Source organism: uncultured Sulfitobacter sp. (assembly GCF_964021855.1).
Taxonomy (GTDB): domain Bacteria; phylum Pseudomonadota; class Alphaproteobacteria; order Rhodobacterales; family Rhodobacteraceae; genus Sulfitobacter.
The window spans coordinates 742,191-760,132 of record NZ_CAXHZD010000002.1; the positions used below are offsets into that span (position 1 = coordinate 742,191).

The 17,942-nt window shown below is 57.9% G+C and carries 14 protein-coding genes; 7 read left to right on the forward strand and 7 right to left on the reverse strand.

Annotated features, from left to right (window positions below; all coding sequences use genetic code 11):
• Window positions 1-99: 99 nt before the first annotated feature.
• Both AADJ11_RS09845 and AADJ11_RS09850 read left to right on the forward strand, forming a co-directional pair.
• Complete coding sequence (locus AADJ11_RS09845; RefSeq protein ID WP_341234336.1) at window positions 100-567, forward strand: hypothetical protein; 468 nt, start codon at window positions 100-102, stop codon at window positions 565-567.
• A gap of 276 nt (window positions 568-843) precedes the next feature.
• Window positions 844-2,127 carry a DUF3422 domain-containing protein gene (locus AADJ11_RS09850; RefSeq protein ID WP_341234337.1) on the forward strand — a complete coding sequence of 428 codons (1,284 nt, stop codon included), beginning with the start codon at window positions 844-846 and terminating at the stop codon, window positions 2,125-2,127.
• Window positions 2,128-2,131: 4 nt separating this feature from the next.
• Here AADJ11_RS09850 and AADJ11_RS09855 read toward each other — a convergent pair whose 3' ends face one another.
• The 4 genes from AADJ11_RS09855 to AADJ11_RS09870 form a co-directional block, all read right to left on the reverse strand.
• Window positions 2,132-3,178, reverse strand: coding sequence for a YeeE/YedE family protein (locus AADJ11_RS09855; protein ID WP_341234338.1), 1,047 nt, complete (start codon window positions 3,176-3,178; stop codon window positions 2,132-2,134).
• 299 nt (window positions 3,179-3,477) lie between these two features.
• Window positions 3,478-4,476 (reverse strand): ABC transporter permease, encoded by a 999-nt coding sequence (locus AADJ11_RS09860; RefSeq protein WP_341234339.1) that lies wholly within the window; start codon window positions 4,474-4,476, stop codon window positions 3,478-3,480.
• Window positions 4,469-5,536 carry an ABC transporter permease gene (locus tag AADJ11_RS09865; RefSeq protein WP_341234340.1) on the reverse strand — a complete coding sequence of 356 codons (1,068 nt, stop codon included), beginning with the start codon at window positions 5,534-5,536 and terminating at the stop codon, window positions 4,469-4,471. Before AADJ11_RS09865 ends, AADJ11_RS09860 begins: the two co-directional genes overlap by 8 nt.
• A gap of 102 nt (window positions 5,537-5,638) precedes the next feature.
• Entirely contained in the window at window positions 5,639-7,360 is a 1,722-nt protein-coding gene (locus AADJ11_RS09870; RefSeq protein WP_341234341.1) for a peptide ABC transporter substrate-binding protein, read from the reverse strand.
• Window positions 7,361-7,684: 324 nt separating this feature from the next.
• On the opposite strand from AADJ11_RS09870, the gene AADJ11_RS09875 reads away from it, so the two are divergent.
• From AADJ11_RS09875 to AADJ11_RS09895, 5 genes are all read left to right on the forward strand, one after another.
• Entirely contained in the window at window positions 7,685-9,517 is a 1,833-nt protein-coding gene (locus tag AADJ11_RS09875) for an ABC transporter ATP-binding protein (protein ID WP_341234342.1), read from the forward strand.
• A gap of 11 nt (window positions 9,518-9,528) precedes the next feature.
• Window positions 9,529-10,689, forward strand: coding sequence for an acetylornithine deacetylase (argE, locus tag AADJ11_RS09880; RefSeq protein WP_341234343.1), 1,161 nt, complete (start codon window positions 9,529-9,531; stop codon window positions 10,687-10,689).
• A 118-nt stretch (window positions 10,690-10,807) separates the two neighbouring features.
• The gene (locus AADJ11_RS09885) at window positions 10,808-12,154 is read left to right on the forward strand and encodes an FAD-binding oxidoreductase (RefSeq protein ID WP_341234344.1); all 1,347 of its coding nucleotides are present in this window, start codon (window positions 10,808-10,810) and stop codon (window positions 12,152-12,154) included.
• 19 nt (window positions 12,155-12,173) lie between these two features.
• Entirely contained in the window at window positions 12,174-13,343 is a 1,170-nt protein-coding gene (locus tag AADJ11_RS09890) for a M20 aminoacylase family protein (RefSeq protein ID WP_341234345.1), read from the forward strand.
• 45 nt (window positions 13,344-13,388) lie between these two features.
• Window positions 13,389-14,552: a M20 aminoacylase family protein gene (locus tag AADJ11_RS09895; RefSeq protein WP_341234346.1), complete on the forward strand. Its 1,164-nt coding sequence runs from the start codon at window positions 13,389-13,391 to the stop codon at window positions 14,550-14,552.
• A gap of 21 nt (window positions 14,553-14,573) precedes the next feature.
• On the opposite strand, the gene AADJ11_RS09900 is transcribed toward AADJ11_RS09895, so the two are convergent.
• Genes AADJ11_RS09900 through moaA form a run of 3 tightly spaced genes read right to left on the reverse strand, consistent with a single transcriptional unit; the run spans window position 14,574 to window position 17,888 of the window.
• The gene (locus AADJ11_RS09900; RefSeq protein WP_341234347.1) at window positions 14,574-15,590 is read right to left on the reverse strand and encodes a glycosyltransferase family 4 protein; all 1,017 of its coding nucleotides are present in this window, start codon (window positions 15,588-15,590) and stop codon (window positions 14,574-14,576) included.
• Complete coding sequence (locus tag AADJ11_RS09905; RefSeq protein WP_341234348.1) at window positions 15,587-16,873, reverse strand: 3-deoxy-D-manno-octulosonic acid transferase; 1,287 nt, start codon at window positions 16,871-16,873, stop codon at window positions 15,587-15,589. The genes AADJ11_RS09900 and AADJ11_RS09905 overlap by 4 nt, the downstream gene beginning before the upstream one ends.
• A 7-nt stretch (window positions 16,874-16,880) precedes the next feature.
• Window positions 16,881-17,888 carry a GTP 3',8-cyclase MoaA gene (gene moaA / locus AADJ11_RS09910; RefSeq protein WP_341234349.1) on the reverse strand — a complete coding sequence of 336 codons (1,008 nt, stop codon included), beginning with the start codon at window positions 17,886-17,888 and terminating at the stop codon, window positions 16,881-16,883.
• Window positions 17,889-17,942 lie beyond the last annotated feature (54 nt).

Below are 17,942 nucleotides of genomic sequence, written 5' to 3' on the forward strand. Positions count from 1 at the left end.
TTGACGAAGCCAACGGGCCGTTCGCGCAACATGGCTGGAAATGACGCGGCGAGCTGTCAGGTGTTCTTTCCATCAACCAGTCGTGAAAGGACTTTCGACATGACCCGCCTGATTACCGATGCCCCGCTGTGGGTTTGGCCCCTTTTTGCGTTGCTCTTGCTTGTCGGATTACGTGCGCGGCGTGATCGCGAGGTTCCTGTCTTTATGATCTATGCCTTACCCCTGTTGAGCATTCTTTCCCTCCGCTCGATCTATGTGACGGGGGCAACCGGCTGGGTATGGGGTATATTCATTGCGGCATCCACTTTAGGGGCCGTGGCGGGCCACCGCATGCAAGAAGGGTGGGTGCTGGCGCGCACAGGCCGCACGGTCCACCTTGCAGGAGAGAGCGTGACCCTGCTGGTGATCATGACGCTGTATTGGTCGAACTTTGCAGGGGGCGTTTTGCGTGATCTCGCGCCCGAAGTATACGCCAACGCGGGGTTCCATGCGGCGCTTTCAGTGGTGTTGGGGTTGTTCTCGGGCAGCTTTCTGGGGCGTGCTTTTCGTGTTTGGCGCATGCCCTAAGCGCGCCAGCTTTCGGTAAGCCTTGCCGCTGCAAATCAACCACTGCCCGCCCCTCGCATCTGTCCAAAGGACTGGCGAGGGGCAGGTTTTCGTGGTCACCTAGCCGGTAAACTTTCGGATGGCGTTGTAAGCAGATGGCGGAAACACCATGCGAAGGGCCGCTTGGTATTCAACGGTACACCGTAAGGCGCTGGAACCATTCAATGTTTTTCTGTCTTTTGCCGCTGATTGTTGTATCTTGGCCCCAACTACCGTTTGGATGGACAAGGACACGGAATGGCTGCGATCAAGGATCATCCCCTGCGCTATGCGCTCAACAGCGAATTACACGCGCGCCCGTTCCCGTCGCTCAGCGCGCCGCAAGTCGCGGCCTATATCGCGCTGCGACCCCCGGGCGACGCGGCCACTCGTGACAGATCCGTTGATCTTGAACATCTCACGGCGCTCCTGAAACACTACGGCGCGCCGCTGCCCGCTGAACACGCCACTCATTACTATGGCCCCATGGGGAAATACGCGTTGAAGTGGGAACAGCACACAGAATTTGTCACGTACACCGTGTTCTCCGACCAGATCGGGGATCGCCCCTTTGACCCCGTTGAATTCGATGTCTTTCCCGCCGAATGGCGCAGGGGCCTGAACGCGGAGCGTATCACCTCGATCCTGCTGCGGCTGGTGGATCGGCCTGAAACCGACGATCAGGTCGCCGACGCCCTGCGCGACTGGTTCGTCCCGGAAAGCCTCGCTGTCGCCAATGTGCTGGACCATGCCGCCGTGGTGGCCAGCGATTTCCGCATCGATTCAGCTGGTCACATGCGCATGGCGGTCTTTGCCGCGCCCCAAACCGGTGAACGGCGTTTGGGGCGCATTGTCCAACGGATGTGCGAGATTGAAACCTATAAATCCATGTCGATGCTGGGCTTTGCCAAAGTGCGTGATTTTGGTGGGCAGTTGAACGATCTGGACACGCAGCTGAACAACCTGATGGCGGGAATGCGCGCGTCAGATGCGATGGCCGAAGACACCTTGCACAAGCTGCTCGACATCTCGGTGCAGCTTGAAACCCTGTCGGCTGAAACCTCCTACCGTCTTGGCGCGACCGAGGCCTATCAGGCCATCGTCAATCAACGCATTTCGGCGCTGCGCGAAACACGGTTTATGTCACGGCAAGGGTTTGATGAATTTATGATGCGCCGCTACGAGCCCGCCATGCGCACGGTCAAATCATCCGAGACGCGGTTGCAATCGATGGCGGCCCGGGCCATCCGCGCCTCTGAATTGCTGCGCACGCGGGTGGATGTGGAGCGATCTGCCCAGAACCAAGAGATACTGGCGAGCATGGACAAGCGCTCGGACCTGCAACTGCGCTTACAGCACACGGTCGAGGGGTTATCTGTGGTCGCGATCAGCTATTACGCCGTGTCGCTGGCCAGCTACATGCTCTATCCGCTGGCGGAACCCTTTGGCGTCAGCAAGGGCCTTTTAACGGCCCTCGCCGTACCAGTTGTTGTCGTATTGGTATGGGGAATGTTGCGACGCCTGCGCCGCAAAATCCAATAGCCGGTCAGCCGTGGGCAACACGCCCGGCAAAAGCACCGCGCAGAACAGCGTTCATGGCCAAGACGCCAACGCCGATCATCACGATCGCCAGGATCGCGGCCAGTGATAGGGTAGGGACGCCAGACAGGCCCGCGCCCAAGGTACAGCCACCCGCCAGTACACCACCAACGCCCATCAGCGCGGCACCCGCCATATAGCGGCCGGTCTGGGCGGGGCTTTCAAAGCTCTGCCAGCCGAACCCGCCAAAGCTCAGGCTGGCGATCAACGCCCCAACCAAAACGCCGCCTACAAGGCCGACACCAAAACCGGCCGGTATCGCGCTGCTTGCAACGACCCAAAACAGGCCTTCGGCAGCGGGAGATGTGAAAGACAGGCTTTCCATCGCAATGGGGTCAAATTCGTCGAACAGGATAAACCCGGTCCCAACCCACGCCAGTGGCGCTAGCAGACCGATGATGGCGGCCATGATCAAAGTGCCAACACCATTGCCCGACCGCAGTGCATAGACCAGCGCAGGCACGGCAATCACAGCGGTCCACAGCCAGGCACCACCGGGCAGGGCGGCAAGGCTGATGTTCTCACCCATGTCCACGGTCACGCGGCCCAAGGCCACACGCATAGGGGCCAACACGCCTTTCAGCGTGGCATGGGCAACAATGGCAAAGACGACGACGACCAGCGCGGCACGCAGGTTACCTGAGCCTGCCAGAATGGTCAGACGGGACACACAGCCACGGGTCAACACCATGCCCGCGCCAAAAATCAGACCGCCAATTACAATGGCCGCAATCGGCAGCTCTGCGATCATAAAGCGATGCTCGGCAAAACTAATCCAACCCATCGACACAGCTGCCTGCGTTCCAACAACGGCAAGGGCGAGGGCGGTCAACCAGACGCCCGCCGCTGAAACGCGATCTTCCCCAATCAGGGACCGACGGAAACAGAACTTGGTGATCTGGCCAAAGATGCCAAAAAGCACACCGATGATGATGGCAAGCAGAACAGATGCCTGCTGTGGCGTGGTATTTTCAAAACCGAATGACTCAAACATCGCCTGTTCCCCTTGGAAATGGAATAATTTCCCAATTGGCGCGAAAAATCTTTAATATCAAGCAATTCATATATGTAATATCACAGTGCAATCGGAACATTGTTCTGCAAGCGGCGCGATAAGTGGTCGTAATTTCCGCGCTGCGGCCAACTTGAACGCCTACATTCCAGCAAACCGGTACTTCAGCCTGATACTATCCTTATTCACCAAAGGAAAAAGGGAGGACCAACATCCCCCCTTCGCCCTTTCTTAAATACTCAAATCCACCATCAGCCCAGCAAACCCAAACTTGCGTCGGCTCACCGCCCCCGCAAGCGCGGATCCAACGCATCGCGTAAACCGTCACCAAGATAGTTCACACTCAGCACCGTCAGCGAAATCGCGATGCCCGGCAACAAGACCCGCTCGGGGAATTCCTGCATCCGGCTGACCGCATCCGACAACAGCTTGCCCCACGTGGGGAAGTCAGATGGGAAACCCACACCCAGAAAGCTTAGCGCGCTTTCGGTGATGATCGCGGTGGCCAGACCCAATGTCGCGGAGACCATGATGGGCGAGATGACGTTGGGCAGCAGGTGCCGCCGGATAATCTTGCCCGACCTTGTGCCGATGGACCGTGCGGCCAAAATGAACTCGCGTTCTTTCAATGCCAGAATATCGCCGCGCACGATCCGTGCGGTTTGCATCCAGGATGTCAGACCAATGATGCCGACGATCAGAATGAACATGCCACCTTCGGGGCCGAAACGGGAATTAAGCGGTTGGCGGAACAGTGTCACGGCCAGCAATGTCAGCGGCAGGATCGGCAAGGACAGTACCAGATCGGTGAAACGCATCAGCCAGAAATCAAGCTTTTTGAAGTAGCCCGAGATGACGCCAATCGCGGAACCGATGACCAGTGCCAGCGCCATGGCCAACCAGCCCACGGCCATCGACACCTGACCGCCTGCAATCATCTGCGCCATGATATCGCGGCCCAATTGGTCTGTGCCAAAGGGATGCGCCCAGCCGGCCTTGGCCTCGCTGTCGAACAACAGCTGATAGATGGGTCGCCAGTTCTTGTTGCGGATGTCCAGCGCCTTGGGGTCCACATCCCACAGGAAGGGGCCAAAGATTACCGCCAGCGTAATGAACAGCAAAAAGCCGCCACCGAACACAGCGCCTTTGTGTTTGCGGAACTGCTGCCAGACGTCGATCCACTGGCTTCGCGGTGGTTTGGACGGTTCTTTGTCAACCAGCGCACCAAAGGTTTCGATGTCAGCCTCGATGGGGCTTGCGGGAATGGCTTGCTCAGTCATAGCGGATCCTTGGGTCAAGCAGGCCGTATAGAACATCGGCAATCAGGTTAAACAGAACGATGAGGATGGCGAAGATAAAGGTCAGTGTCATCACCATCGGCAGGTCATTGGCGAACAGGGCGGTCAGCAGCAGCTGGCCGATGCCGTTCACCTTGAACACGCTTTCGGTGATGATTGCGCCGCCAAAGATCGCGGGCATGCCAAGGGCAATCACGGTCACAACGGGGATCATCGAATTGCGCAGCACGTGCACCATCACGACCGAGGATTCTTTGAGGCCCTTGGCCCGCGCGGTGCGCACGTAATCTTGGTTCAGGTTATCCAGCATGGCGCCGCGCATATATCGGCTGATCTGGGCCGTGGTTTGCAGTGCCAGCACCATGACGGGCATGATCATTTGCATGAACTGCACCTTAAAGCTGGCCCAGTCGGTGACCACATGGGTGGTATCATATATCGATGGCAACCAGCCAAGTGTGACCGAGAACACAACAATCAGAAGCGGGCCGGTAAAGAAGGGCGGGATCGAAAAACCGACCATGGTAATAAACGTACCTGCCTGATCGAACAGCGAATAATGCCGGTAGGCTGAATAGATGCCGATTGGAATGGCGATCAGAATGCCCACAATATAGCTTAGCCCAACGACCCAGAGGGTTTGCGGCATCCGCTGGACCACAATGTCCATGATCGGACTGCGGGTCTGCCAGCTGATGGCGCGCTGTACGGGGCGCACGGAACCGGAATCGGGGTCAATAAAGGTCGAGAAATTGGTATCCGGCAACCAGCCCAGCAGGAAGGTTTCGCGCGTCGCCCAGTCCAGGAACACCTGCGGTTCAACCCAGAAAAACTGGATCAGCCACTTGTAGTATTGCACATAGATCGGCTGACCAAGGCCAAGCGCCTCGCGCATCTTTTGTTTTACTTCGGGGGGCACGGTCAGGGGCACCTGTGCCATCGGGTCGCCAGGGGCAAGTTGGAGCAGCAGGAATATAACCATACTGATGAACAAAAGCGTCGGGATCGACAATAGCAGTCGTCGAATGGTGAAAGTCAGCATGCGCGGCGCCTTTGCAGGTCAGTCTGTTGTAGATTTAGTCTTGGTTTTTGGTCGGTACGAGAGAGGGGAGCGTAATACACGCTCCCCTCCAGAAGGAAAGTATTAATCCTTCATGCGGTACCAATCTGCGGCATTCCAAAGCTCGGAATCCCAAGTATTAAGCACAACGCCGCCCAAAGTGGTGGAAGCAGCGGATACACGACCACGGTCAACCAGTGGAACGATTGTCATGGTTTCTTTGGTGATGATGTCGTTCAGGCGCTTGGCGATTTCGCCACGCTTGGACAATTCACCTGTGCGGGACAGTTCGTCCAGCAGTGCATCATACTCTTCGTTACAGAAGCGGTTGATGTTCTCACCCTGCCATTGGCTGGATGGTTTTGGTTCGCCACCACAACGGTAGGCCGACAGATATGCCTGTGGGTCTGTGCCGTCAAAGTTGTTGGCGTACATTTCAACGTCCGCATAGAACTTTTGGAACGTGTCAGGCGAACCTGGGTCACCGCCAAAGAAGACCGACGCGTCAAGGTTGCGCAGTTCGACTTCGACACCGATTTGGTTCCACCAGTCTTTGATCAACGCTTGGAAATCCTGACGGACAGCGTTGGTCGAGGTTTGGTACAGAACCGACAGCTTAACGCCGTCTTTTTCACGGACACCGTCGCCATCGCTATCGGTGTAGCCTGCTTCGTCCAGCAGGGCCTTGGCACCTTCGATGTCTTGCGTCAGGCATTCGGTGTTGTCGGATGCATAAAGCGCAGGAGCAGGAACAAGGTTACAGGTCGGACGACCGGCCTGGCCATAGCCAACTTCAACCAGAAGTGGGCGGTCGATTGCCATGGAAAGCGCCTTGCGGACTTTGAAATCCGACAAGAATGGATGCGGGTGCATCACAGTCGAACGCTCGCCTTCGGGCAGGTCTGCCGACGGGTTGGTCATGTTCATCTCAAGACGCTCAACCAAGGTGCCGAATGCAGAGATAGGTACACCTTTGCCGCCTTCGGCCATTTTCGCCAACACGTCAGGTGCCAGTTGCATGTTCCAGGCGTAATCGTATTCACCGGTTTCCATAACCGCACGGCCCGCCGCTGTTGCGTCGCCGCCACCTTTGAAGGTCAGGGATGCAAATGCAGGTTTGTTGGGATCACGGTAGTTCGGGTTCGCAACCATCTGGATAACGTCGTTTGGACGGAAATCCGTAACCATGAACGGGCCAGTGCCGATCGGGTTAAAGTTGGCGTCGGTACATTCAGGTGCTTTTGCGCCCAAGCATTCTGCGAATTGTGCCGCTTGAATGATCGGGGATTGCGCACCCATGAATGGGCCGTATGGGTTTGGTTTGGCGTCGGTGAAGTTCACGGTCAGCGACAGGTCGTCGATGATGTCGATGCTTTCCACGCCGTCAAATTTGGATGCCTGTGCGCAACCGCCTTCGGGGTGCATACAGTATTCAGCAGTGAACTTGACGTCCGCTGTTGTCACTGGTGTGCCATCGGACCACAGCAGGCCCTCTTGCAGCTTCCATGTGATGGATTTCAGGTCTTCCGAAACACCACCGTTTTCAACGGTCGGGATTTCAGCGGCCAGATATGGAACCAACGCGCCGTTTTCGTCGTACCGGCCCAAAGGTTCAATCACGAGGCTCGCGGCCTCGAGGTCCTTGGTACCGCCCGACAGATATGGCGTCATGATCGAAGGCGCTTGCCAATAGATGATCTTGACCTCGCCGTCGCGTCCGCGCTCGCCTTCATGGGCGGCTGCGAATGCAGCGGGGGCAAGAGCCGTAAAGGCAACTGCACCCATCAAAAGGGTTTTCAACTTCATAACTTACTCCTTGTTGGGCACCGGTGATATCTTTGTTGGTGCCAGTCTTTTTGTTCGTCGGATGCCATTTTTTGACATGGCCGCGACTTTCTTATGATCGCGAAGGAAAGGTCAAGGGGACGAAACACAACTGTTCAATTAAATGTTCGTTACGGTTCGTCACATTGCGTTTCCTGTCGCGGGTGCCGCTATCGAAGCAGAATTTGCGCAAAATGCAAGCACTGAGAAAGCGCAAGCACGTGCGGGTCCTGTCCCGTTTGACACTGGGGGAAGAATGGTCTTAGCGTCTGCGGAACAATTACATCACCAGCGCTGGATACCCGAATGCTTGACGACAGCACATCTACACCAATTGCACAAATACAAGGGCTTAGGGTCGAATTTCAAACCCAAGACGGTCCTGTTTTGGGGGTCGAGAATGTAAGTTTCGACATCAATTCGGGTGAAACCGTTTGTGTGGTCGGCGAATCTGGTTCCGGAAAATCGGTATCGTCGCTGTCTTTGATGCGTTTGGTCGAGTTTGGCGGCGGAAAAATTGCTGGCGGTCGCCTATTATTTGAGCGCAAGGACAAGCCGGCCGTCGACCTGGCGCAGACCGATCAAGACTTGATGCGCGAAATTCGCGGCAATGAAATCGGGATGATCTTTCAAGAGCCGATGACGGCGTTGAATCCCGTCTTTACCGTGGGCCGCCAATTGACCGAAGGCTTGCGTTTGCACAAAGGCATGACCAAGGCCGAAGCCGAAGCCCGCGCATTGGAATTGCTGACCCAGGTGCGCATTCCCCAGCCTGACCAGCGGCTTAAGCAATACCCCCATGAATTGTCCGGCGGCATGCGTCAGCGTGTCGTGATTGCGATGGCCTTGGCCTGCTCGCCACGTTTGCTGATCGCTGATGAACCGACGACCGCGCTGGATGTGACCATTCAGGCCGAGATTTTGGCCCTGATCGACCGGCTGAAACGTGAAACCGGTACTGCCGTGATGTTCATCACCCATGACATGGCCGTTGTGGCGCAAATGGCTGATCGCGTGGTTGTTATGTTCCGCGGCAACAAGGTTGAAGAGGGCACCGTCGAGGAAATATTCGAGAACCCGCAGCACCCCTATACCAAGGCATTGTTGGCCGCGGTTCCAAAGCTGGGTGAAATGACCGGCAAAGCCTATCCCGAGCCGATGAAGCTGTTGGGCAGCAAGGACAAGGAAATCATGCCGATCAAAGGCACGACAGAAACCTTGCTGACTGTGAAAAACCTGACAACCCGCTTTCCGGTCAAGGGTGGATTTTTTCGCCGCACCATCGCCAATGTCCACGCTGTGGAAGACCTGTCTTTCACCATCAACAAAGGCCAGACCCTAAGCCTTGTTGGCGAATCCGGTTGCGGTAAATCCACTGCCGGCCGGTCGATCCTGCGTCTCGTTGAACCGCTCTCGGGCGAGATTGATATCGGGGGCAAGGATATCATGGCGCTCAATGCCCATGACCTGCGCGAAGCACGGCTAGATATGCAGATGATCTTTCAAGATCCGTTTGCCTCGCTCAACCCGCAAATGCAACTGTCCGATCAGGTCGCTGAACCGATCCACAACTACGGCACGCTTAAAGGTGCAGACCTGACCAAACGGATCGAAATGCTGTTTGACCGGGTCGAATTGCCCCGCAGCTTTATGCGCCGTTTCCCCCATGAATTGTCTGGTGGCCAACGCCAGCGCGTCGCCATTGCCCGCGCCTTGGCCCTGAACCCCAAGCTGATTATCGCGGACGAGGCCGTGTCGGCGCTTGATGTGTCCGTGCAGGCGCAGGTCGTGAACCTGATGCTCGAACTGCAACAAGAGCTGGAGCTGTCGTTCCTCTTTATCAGCCATGACATGGCCGTGGTGGAACGGGTCAGCCATCAGGTTGGCGTTATGTATCTGGGCCGCATTGTTGAACTGGGGTCGCGCCAGCAGGTGTTTGAAAACCCGCAGCACCCCTATACCCAAGCGTTGATGAAGGCCGTGCCCATCGCCGATCCACGCAAGCGCAAAAAGGAAAGCGAGCTGAACTTCAAGCCGATCCCGTCGCCGATCCATCCGGTCAGCTACACGCCCGAACCCTCCGTCTACAAAACCGTATCCCCCGGCCATCAGGTGCTTTTGACGGATAGCGGATACTAAAGGATCGCCCCATGGCTGAACGTATGACCCCCTTTGCGCTGATGGAAAAGCTGATCAGCTTTCCTACGGTGTCCCGCGATACCAATATCCCGCTGATCGATTGGGTGGCTGACTATCTGGCAAGCCACGGCATCGAAAGCCACCGCTATATAGACCCCGATCAACCCAAACACGCGCTTTTCGCCCATGTCGGCCCTTGGGTCGAAGGGGCGGTGGTCTTGTCGGGTCACACCGATGTGGTGCCCGTTGACGGCCAGCCATGGGACACCGACCCGTTTACCGTCGTTGAACGCGATGGCCGCTACTACGGGCGCGGTACTTGCGATATGAAAGGCTTTGACGCCCAGGCCATCTGGGCACTGGTCGAGGCAAAATACGCCGATATCAAACGCCCGCTTCAGATCGCGCTCAGCTTTGACGAAGAAATCGGCTGCACCGGTGCGCCCCCGATGATCCAAGCCATGCAACCGGTGCTGCCCAAGGGCGATCTGGTGATCGTGGGCGAACCTTCGATGATGCAGGCGGTCACAGGTCACAAGGGCGGCAGCGGCTTTAACACCCATGTGGTCGGGTTCGAGGTGCATTCATCGCTGATGCACACCGGCGTGAATGCGATCATGGCGGGTGCCAAGCTGATCGAATGGGCCAATGAAATGAACACCGAAAACTTTGCGCGCAAACCGTCCGAGCTTGCTGCGATGTTCGATCCGCCCTTTACCACCTGCCACGTAGGCCAGATTTCCGGCGGCACTGCCCATAATATCACGGCCAAGGATTGCTACTTTGCAATGGATTTCCGCGTGGTCCCGGGCGAGGATAAAGACGCTTGGGGCACCGCCTATCTGAAAAAGGTGCGTCAGGTCGAAAAGCAAATGCAAGAAGTCGTGCCCGAAACCTATATCGAAGTCACGCCGCGCTTTGACGTTCCCGCATTGCAGCCTGAAAAAGACGGGCTTGCCGAAACCTTTGTGCGCCAAATCACCGGCGACAATGCCAGCCACAAGGTCAGCTACGGCACCGAGGCCGGCCAATTCCAAGAAGCAGGCTACAGCGCTGTGATCTGCGGTCCGGGCGATATCGCGCAGGCCCATCAACCGAATGAATATATCGAAGTCTCGCAATTCGAGGCGGGACATCAATTCATGCGAGACTTGGTTGAACGTCTGAAATGACACAGATGGCCCCTCCCACGCTTTTCATTCCAAATGGAAATAAATCCCGGGGGAGGGGCCGCAGCGCGGCACCGGGGGCTGGCCCCCAACCCCGGTCCCTCACATATAGAACGCGCGCATGATGCAATTCCCCATCAACACCACGACCCCCATCACCTATCCCGGCCCGCACAGTACCCAAGCCGATTTTGTCGTTATCGGTGGCGGCGTGATCGGTGTCTGCACCGCCCTGTTTTTGGCGCGCGACGGTGGCAAAGTCATCCTGCTGGAAAAGGGCCGCATCGCGGGCGAACAATCCAGTCGGAACTGGGGCTGGATACGTCAGCAGGGCCGCGACCCTGACGAGATGCCGATCATGGCCGAGGCACAGCACCTTTGGCGCGAATTGGCAGGGCAAACCAACCTCGACATCGGTCTGCGCCAAGGTGGGATAACCTATTTCGCGGACAAGCCCAGCCATGTCGCCGGTTACGAAGAATGGCTGCCCCATGCGCGGGCCAATAACGTAGACAGCAAAATCCTGTCCTCTGCTCAGGTCAAGACGATGTTCCCCGGCATGTCTAAACCAGCCTTGGCCGCCTTGGTCACGCCGTCGGATATGCGCGCAGAACCATGGGTGGCTGTGCCTGCCTTGGCTGCCATTGCGGCGCGTGACGGGGTCGAGATCGTTGAAAACTGCGCTGTGCGCGCGCTGGATATCGCTGGGGGGTGCGTCGCTGGCGTGATCACCGAAACCGGCCGGATCAGTGCTCCGCAGGTGGTGCTGGCGGGGGGCGCGTGGTCCTCGATGTTCTTGCGCAATCACGGTGTCAGCATCCCGCAGCTTTCGGTGCGTGAAAACGTGGCGGCCACTGAACCCTTGCCCGAAATTTATGCAGGTGCCGCCGCCACACGAAAAGTTGCGTTCAGACGGCGCGAGGATGGCGGCTATACGCTGGCCCCGCCCGGCGCGCCGGATCTGTTCATTGGCCCTGACGCCTTTCGCAGTTTCCCCCATTATCTGACCCAGCTTAGGGCGAATCCCTTTGGCCAAGTGTTGTACCCTTACGGTCCCAAAGGGTTTCCAGACGCATGGGGCACCAAACGCCGCTGGCGCGGCGATGAAACCACCCCGTTCGAGGCGATGCGCATCCTGAACCCGGCCCCGAATATGCGCAAAATCAACCGGCTTTTGCGTAATTTTTCAGCACTCTTTCCCGATCTGCCGCCAGTCCGGCTCAAGGCTGCTTGGGCGGGTATGATTGATACGATGCCAGATATCGTGCCAGTCGTGGATCATGTGTCCGCGTTGCCGGGGTTAACCGTTGGCACGGGCATGTCAGGCCATGGGTTTGGCATCGGTCCGGGCATGGGGCGCGTCTTGGCGGCACTGGCCATGGGGCGCGATGTCGGGCATGATCTCACACGGTTCCGCCTGTCGCGCTTTAGCGATGGCAGCCCAATTGTTTTGGGCCCAAACGTTTAATTTTAGTACCGGAGTAACCATGCCGATCAAGAACCGCTTTGCCGAAACCCATGCCGATATTACCGCATGGCGCCGCCACCTGCACACGATCCCAGAGCTGCAGTTCGACCTGCCCAAAACCGCGGCTTTCGTGGCTGATAAACTCCGCAGCTTTGGCATCTCCGACATCACCACGGGCATCGCGCAAACCGGTATCGTTGCGGTGATCGAAGGGAAAACAAACACCTCCGGCCGCACCATCGGGTTGCGCGCCGACATGGATGCGCTGCCAATTTCCGAGGCGACGGGCCTTGAATACGCATCGACCCACCCGGGCAAGATGCATGCCTGCGGCCATGACGGCCATACGGCGATTTTGTTGGGCGCAGCACAGTATCTGGCTGAAACCCGCAATTTCGACGGCCGCGCTGTGCTGATCTTTCAACCCGCCGAAGAAGGCGGCGGTGGCGGCAATATCATGGTCCAAGAAGGCCTGATGGACCGCTGGTCGATCGACGAGGTATATGGATTGCATAATATGCCCGATTATCCGGTCGGCGAATTTGCAATCCGCAGCGGTGCCTTGCTGGCCTCGGCCGATGAATTTGACATCACCATCACAGGGCAGGGCGGTCACGCCGCCGCCCCGCACGAGGCGATTGATACCAACCTTGCTGCTGCTCATATCGTGGTTGCCCTGCAATCCATCGCCAGCCGCAATGTTGACCCGATGAAACAGGTGGTGGTGTCGGTGTGCACCCTGCGGTCTGACACCGATAGCCATAACGTTTTGCCGCAAACTGTGCGGTTGCGCGGCACGGTGCGTACGTTGGATGCAGGTATTCGTGATCTGGCCCAAGAACGGCTAGAGGCGATTGTGACCCACACCGCTGCCGCATATCAATGCAGCGCCGATATCACTTACGAACGCGGCTATCCCGTGACCGTCAATGCCGAGGATAACACCCATTTCGCCGCGGAAGCTGCCGAAAAAGTGACCCCTGGCGTGGACCGTGACACCCCGCCGATCATGGCGGGCGAGGATTTTTCCTATATGCTGAACCAGCGCCCAGGGGCCTATATCATGCTGGGCAATGGCGATGGCCCGACGGTCCATCACCCCATGTATAACTTTAACGACGATGCCATCCCCGCCGGTTGCAGCTGGTTTGCCGAGATGGTTGAAACACGACTACCCAGCGTGGGCTGAACTGCCCCCGCATCACAGATCAAAACCTCCCAAAAAGGACCTACAATGCCTGTTAAAAACCGCTTTGCGGAACTTCACGATGATATCACTGCGTGGCGACGTGATTTGCACGAACATCCTGAGATTTTGTTTGAAACCCACCGCACATCCGCGACCGTCGCCGAAAAACTGCGCGCTTTCGGCTGCGACGAGGTCGCCGAGGGTATTGGCCGCACGGGCGTGGTTGGCGTGATCAAGGGCAATTCAACCAAGTCGGGCAAGGTGATCGGCCTGCGCGCCGATATGGATGCGCTGCCGATCCATGAACAAACCGGCGTTGAATATGCGTCAAAAACACCGAACGCGATGCATGCTTGCGGCCATGATGGTCACACTGCGATGTTGCTGGGGGCCGCGCAATATCTGGCCGAAACCCGTAATTTTGACGGCACCGTCGTCGTGATTTTCCAGCCTGCCGAAGAAGGTGGCGGCGGTGGGCGCGAGATGTGCAAAGACGGCATGATGGAACGTTGGGGCATCCAAGAAGTTTATGGCATGCACAACTGGCCGGGCATGCCAGCGGGCAGTTTCGCCATCCGTCCCGGCCCGTTTTTCGCAGCAACCGATCTGCTTGAGATCGAAGTTGAGGGCCTAGGCGGTCACGCCGCCAAGCCGCACGAGACCATTGATACCATGGTGGTCACCGCCCAAATGATCACCGCGCTGCAAACCATCGTCAGCCGCAATGCTGATCCGATTGGCAATATCGTGGTGTCCATCACCTCGATTGAATCGTCGTCCAAGGCGTTCAACGTGATCCCGCAGCGGGTCAATCTGCTGGGCACCGTGCGGACGTTGTCAAACGATCTGCGCGATCTGGCGGAAAAGCGTGTGAGCGAGATTTGCGAAGGTATCGCTGCAACATTCGGGGCGACGGCCAAGGTGAACTACATCCGCAACTATCCGGTGATGGTAAACCATGACGAACAAACCGAATTCGCCGCCGATGTGGCGCGCGGTATTTCCGGTCAATGTGACGAGGCCCCGTTGGTGATGGGCGGCGAAGACTTTGCCTTTATGCTCGAAGAGCGTCCCGGCGCGTATATTCTGGTGGGCAATGGCGACACGGCGATGGTGCACCATCCGATGTATAACTTTAACGATGACGTTATTCCGGTCGGGTGCAGCTGGTGGGCAGGTCTTGCTGAACAGCGCATGCCAATGAGCTAAGTCATGCTTTGGGTGCGGGGGTTATCCTTGCGCCCAAATCATCTGATAGACCGCGTCGATCCCGTCAGCCTCGGCCTTGGCGCTAAAGTTTTCGATCACGTGCGCGCGGGCGACATCGCCTATCGCGTCAACCTTGCCATCTAGAATATCACAAGCGGCGCTTGCAGCAGCTTCTGGGGTGTCGACGATCATACCTGCGCGGCCTTTGGCGCTAAAGCTGCGGTAATACCCGGCATCATAGCCAATGAAGGGCACGCCAGATGCCATCGCCTCTAGCGGGACCATGCCATAACCCTCGTATTGCGGCAGTTGCACGACTAGCGACAGGCCCCGCATCAGCGCGGGCAGGTCTTGGGCCGGGATTTCGCCGGGGAACAGGATGCGGTCGGTCAGACCGGCGGCATTCACCTGATCCTTGAGCGTCGCAAGAAACGCGCGATGTTCGCGAGTGGCCTTGCCTAATACCAATGCGACCGCGCCGGGCTGGTCTGGCAGCAGATCAATCATCGCTTTGACAAAGTGGTTGGTGCCTTTTTCCGGGCGAATACGGCCAATGGTGGCGATGCCAGTGGTGCCGCCGTACCCCAAGGCTTGCCACGCCTCTGCCCGATCTGGGGCAGGATGAAACAGGGCGGTATCCACGCCGTGCGGCACCACGGCGCGGACATGGGGCACGAAATCGGCGGCTTTTTCGGTGGTGGCGATCACGGCATCCATGCGGCTGATCAACCAACGGGGATAGGCTGAATGCCGGCGCTGCGCAGCCGAGGTGAAAACGATTTTTATGGGCAGGCGCAGAACGTCGCGGGCCCAAAGGGCGGCGCGCATTTCCGTGTTGCGCCGCACATGCCAAATCGCGCCGTCGGTTGATGTGGCACGGGCCTGTTTTACGGTGATCGGATCAGGGCACCCGGGCAAGGGGCGGCCCACAAGCGCCAGATCATAACGATCCATCTGCGCGCGGATCACATTGGCGGCCGTCGCCGAGACGCCGGTGAAGTTCTTGTTAAAGTTGGTGACGAACAGCTTTTTTTTCATCCCGCGTCCAGCCCCAGAACAGAAATAAGCCGCGCGGCGATCCCATCAAGCTGATCATCTTGCGTCGCGACAAAGCGTTTGGCGGCGTCGGTCATCTTGGCTAAATCTTCAGGGGTCGACAGCAGCTTGGAAAGCGTTGCGGTCAGATCGTCGCTATCCTCAACGAGTTGCGCCGCCCCTTCGGTTTCTAGCTGGGCATAGGTTTCCGCAAACGCCGTGACATGTGTACCTGACAGAACTGCCGCACCCGCTTGGGCGACCTCGAACGGGTTATGCCCGCCGATGGGCAGCAGCGAGCCGCCCAAAAATACAATATCCGACATCGCATACCACAGGCCCAATTCGCCCAACGTATCGGCCAAATACACCTGCGCGCCGGGGGCGTCGCCGCGGCTGCGCCGGTTGCAGGTCAGGCCCGCCGCGGTCACCAGCTCTTCGACAGTATCGCCGCGTTCGGGGTGGCGCGGGGCAAGGATCAGACACAGGTCAGGGATTTCCGTTAACAACGCTTTATGCGCCTGCAAAACGGCGTTTTCTTCGCCGTCATGGGTCGAGGATGCAACCCAGACAGGTCGGTGCCCCAGTGCCGCACGGGCGTCAAACAGCGCGTCTTCCTCCACGGGCAGGGGGCCAGCCATTGATTTCAAATTGATGCCCCGCGCAACACGGTCTGACGGCGCGTGCATGCTGACCATTTTATGGGCCATTGCGTCGTTCTGGGTCAGGATTAGATCAAAGACACCAAACAGATAGCGCGCCATTTTCGGATGCTTGCGCCATGTCTCGACCGATTTGTCCGACAGGCGGGCGTTGACCAGCGCCATTTTCGCACCCGTCGCATGGGTCCGGCGCAGCATCTGCGGCCACAGTTCGCTTTCCACAAAGATCGCGGCATCAGGCTGCCAGTGACGCAAAAACAGTTTCAGCGGCCCGGGAGCATCAAGGGGGGCAAACTGATGCTGGGTGCGCGGCGGCATGCGTTGGGCCACCAGCGCGGCCGAGGTGGCCGTGCCTGATGTGATCAGAAACTGCGCGCGGGGTAAAATTATCCCCATACGTGTGATCAAGGCCAGCACGGACAGGCTTTCGCCGACGGAAGCTGCGTGCAGCCAGATCAGCGGGCCTGAGCCCTGACGGTCTTGGGTGGCATGCCCCAGCTTTTCATGGGCGCGGCGCACCGGCACGCCTTGTTCGCGCAGCTTGGCGGTTTGGGATCGCGCAAAGAACGGGACCAACCCCATGCTGGCAACGACCCATGCACGATAGAGAAAGGGGACAGACATGAGCCTGTCAGCCGCCTGTGTGGCTCATGTGGCGGGGCATTTGCCCGTCGAGCTTTTGGCGGGAATAATCGAAATCGTGGCCCTTGGGTTTCAGATTGATCGCCGCGCGAATGGCGTCTTTAAGCGGCGCGTCATCCTCGGGGTTATCGCGCAAGGGCGCGCGCAGATCGGCCACGTCTTCTTGACCCAGACACATGTATATCTCGCCTGTGCAGGTGATGCGCACGCGGTTGCAGCTTTCGCAGAAATTATGGCTAAGCGGGGTGATGAACCCGATTTTCTGGCCCGTTTCCTCAAGCCGCACATAGCGGGCGGGGCCACCGGTGTTTTCCAGCAAATCAGTCACCGTATAGTTGTCTTCATAGGCGCTGCGCACATCTTTGAGGGACCAATACTGGCCCAGACGGTCCTCGTTGCCCAAGTCGCCCATGGGCATCACTTCGATCCAAGTGAGGTCAATGCCGCGATCCGCACACCATGCGGTCATGCTGGGCAGCTCGGATTCGTTAAACCCTTTGAGGGCGACGGCGTTAATCTTCACCCGCAAACCCGCGGCCTGCGCCGCATCAATGCCGCGCAACACTTGGGGGAGACGGCCCCAGCGGGTGATGTCGGCGAATTTCTGATCATCCAGCGTATCAAGCGACACATTCACGCGGCGCACGCCCGTAGCATAGAGATCGGTCGCAAAGCGTTCGAGCTGGCTGCCATTGGTAGTTAGGGTCAATTCCTTGAGCGTGCCCGCGTCCAGATGACGGGTCATGCTGTCAAAGAAGGTCATGATGCCCTTGCGCACCAAGGGCTCCCCACCAGTGATGCGCAGTTTCTGCACGCCGAGATCAATGAAATTGGTGCACAGCCGGTCCAGTTCCTCGAGCGTGAGGAGCTCTTTCTTAGGCAAGAAATTCATATTCTCTGACATGCAATAGACGCAGCGGAAATCGCAGCGGTCCGTCACAGAGACACGCAGATAGGTGATCGCGCGGGCAAATGGGTCAATCAAAGGTGCATTCATACCCAATAGGTAAACATCGGCTCATCGCGGGGCAAGGGACAATAAGGTGATTGA